This is a genomic window from Candidatus Eremiobacteraceae bacterium (genome assembly GCA_035295225.1).
Lineage (GTDB): Bacteria > Vulcanimicrobiota > Vulcanimicrobiia > Eremiobacterales > Eremiobacteraceae > JABCYQ01.
Map to the genome: position 1 here is coordinate 1 of DATGJI010000039.1, position 2,319 is coordinate 2,319.

Sequence of the window (2,319 nt, forward strand, 5' to 3'; positions counted from 1 at the left end):
GCCGCCATCGCGTATTTCTTGATCAGCGCGCTGCTCACGCCGGACAACGCCGGCGGCGGCAACCAACAGCAACTCGAGATGAGCCGCATCGTCGGACAAGGCGCGCGCGGCAACCAGGTCGGCTGGCGTTTCAGCGCAGACAGCTCCGACATCTCGACCGACGGCATGGTGACCACCTATCACCACGTGCGCAATGCGACCTATTTCTTGCACGGCGCACCGGCATTCAAGCTGACCGCCAGTAACCTAACCCTCGATTTGCGCACCCAGAACTACACCGGCTACGGCGGGGTGCACATCTGGAGCGTGCGAAAAAATGACCTCGAGGACATCAAGACGACGACCGTCGCATGGAACAACCCCCTGCAATTGCTCACCTGTCCGGAACCCGTGCACGTCAGATATAAAGGTTATGAGATGACCAGCGCGCGGCTGACCTGGAATTTCCTCACCGGCGAGTCGTCCTTGGGGCAAACTTCGATCCACGCGAACGGCTAACCCGACGCGCCCCGGCCGCCTTGGTGCTTATTTCGCCAATTCGCCTTTCAGCCAGTCGATGACGCGCACCGGCGTGGGGTCTTCGCCGTAGGCGATCGCGAGATAGAAGGAAGCGAAGTCGCCGACGTACACGAGCGACAACATGCGTGAGACCGCAGAGCCGCCACGGGCCCAGACCTCTTTGATGGCGTCCGCACGCCGCGCGATGATCTGCTTGGTGAGTGTGACTCGCCGCTCGATCTGGCGCGGCTCGCGATCGTCGCGCAGGATCACCACGCTGAGATTCTTTTCCGGATCGCCCTGCGTGCGCGAGCCGCTCCATCCCACCGTCTCGTTATGATTGAGCTCGGGAAACACATTGGCCACCGCGTACGCTTTGGCGTTTTCGTTGATCTGCGTTTTCCAGCGATACGCGGCCACACCACGCTCGCCTTGCGATCCGTAGATCACTGGGATCTTGCCGAGCCACGACTCGGCGAGCTGCTTGGCTTCGTTCTCGCGAACGGGCACGTCCGGCGCGCACTCATTGCGCACCGCTCGCAACACCGCACTGGCTTCATCGATGTCGTCGATCAGCGTCTCGGGGATGAGGCCGAGCCGCGCGGCCGCGACGATCAACGGAATGAACGAGTATCCCACCGCGGCGCGGGGTTGCAATCCCCCCGGGAACTGCACGAGCGGAACTTTGTCGGCGCGAGCTTGTTCGCCGAGTTTTCCTCCGGTGCTGAAGGCGACGATGGCCGCGCCGGCGGTACGCGCCGCAGCGTAGCACGCTAGCGTCTCTTCCGTGTTGCCCGAGTTGCTGCAGGCGAAGACCAGAGTGTCCGGTCCGACGTAGGCTGGAAGGTGGTAGTCGCGCACCACCGTCACCGGGCAGGTGAGCTCCGGTTCGTAGGTCGTGCGCAAGAAATCGCCGCCGATGGCGGAGCCGCCGAGGCCAGTGATGACGAGCGCGCGGTAACGCTGCTTGGCGACGCCGTCCAGCGAAGCGCCCAGCGCGATCGTCTTCGCGTTGTCGACCTGCTCCGGCAAGCCGAGGATCGCGCCCAGCATATCCTGCGCGTCGATCTTGGCGTACGAGGGCGCGTCTAATACGTTATCGATTCGCTGCATGCGGCCTCATGCCACAGGAGAGAACCCGGCTCCTCGCCGGGATGAGCGTGCTATCGGGCGGCGCGTTTGGCCTCTTCGATGAGCCGCTTCACTTTCTGGCCGCCCTTGTGACCGATCTCTTCGTAGAACGTCTGGCCGTACTTGTCTTTGACGGCATTGCCGCCTTTTTGGCCGATGTTCTCAAAGAAACCGGAGCCGTGCCGCTGCTTCGTCGACTTGCCGCCTTTGCGCCCGATCTCTTCGTAGAAGCTCGGACCGTATTTGGCGCGCACGGCGTCGCCGCCGCGCTTTCCCGCTTCTCGGACGGAGAGTTCTTGCGATCGTTTCTTGCCCGCGGGGCGCTCTTCGTTCATCGTGAGCAGGCGCTCAAGGTTTCATACGAAGGAATCGCGCCGGTCAGCGCAAGCTACTCCGTGCTGCGACCGTCCTCGATGTAGCGTTTGACCCGCTGGCCGCCCTTATGGCCGATCTCTTCGTAAAACTGCGATCCGTGGCGGCGTTTGGTGCTCTCGCCGCCTTTGCGGCCGATCTCCACGTAAAATTCCGGGCCGTACTTGGTCTTGACGACGTCGCCGCCTTTTTTCCCAGCTTCGCGAACGGTCATTCCACCATCGTTATTCATTCTGGTATCGTTCCTTTAATTAAATTGCGAGGCGATGAGCCTTCGATACAGTGTGTACCCGCTTGCCTGCATCCGCTAAACACCTC

General features: G+C 62.1%; 4 protein-coding genes. 1 reads left to right on the plus strand and 3 read right to left on the minus strand.

Annotation, left to right across the window (positions count from 1 at the left end):
* On the plus strand, positions 1-498 hold a 498-nt coding region (locus VKT51_06220), incomplete at its 5' end, for a hypothetical protein (GenBank protein ID HLJ83747.1).
* A gap of 27 nt (positions 499-525) precedes the next feature.
* Here VKT51_06220 and VKT51_06225 read toward each other — a convergent pair.
* The 3 genes from VKT51_06225 to VKT51_06235 are packed head-to-tail and all read right to left on the minus strand — an operon-like array spanning position 526 to position 2,233.
* The gene (locus VKT51_06225) at positions 526-1,611 is read right to left on the minus strand and encodes a bifunctional phosphoglucose/phosphomannose isomerase (protein HLJ83748.1); all 1,086 of its coding nucleotides are present in this window, start codon (positions 1,609-1,611) and stop codon (positions 526-528) included.
* Between the two features lie 50 nt (positions 1,612-1,661).
* A complete protein-coding gene (locus tag VKT51_06230; protein HLJ83749.1) occupies positions 1,662-1,964 on the minus strand; it encodes a hypothetical protein in 303 nt (100 codons plus the stop codon).
* A 53-nt stretch (positions 1,965-2,017) separates the two neighbouring features.
* Entirely contained in the window at positions 2,018-2,233 is a 216-nt protein-coding gene (locus tag VKT51_06235; protein ID HLJ83750.1) for a KGG domain-containing protein, read from the minus strand.
* Positions 2,234-2,319 lie beyond the last annotated feature (86 nt).

Excerpts from the sequence above, each read along its gene's own strand:
- VKT51_06235 (HLJ83750.1), bottom strand. The coding sequence starts at position 2,233 with ATGAATAACGATGGTGGAATGACCGTTCGCGAAGCTGGGAAAAAAGGC.
- VKT51_06230 (HLJ83749.1), bottom strand. The coding sequence starts at position 1,964 with ATGAACGAAGAGCGCCCCGCGGGCAAGAAACGATCGCAAGAACTCTCC.
- VKT51_06225 (HLJ83748.1), bottom strand. The coding sequence starts at position 1,611 with ATGCAGCGAATCGATAACGTATTAGACGCGCCCTCGTACGCCAAGATC.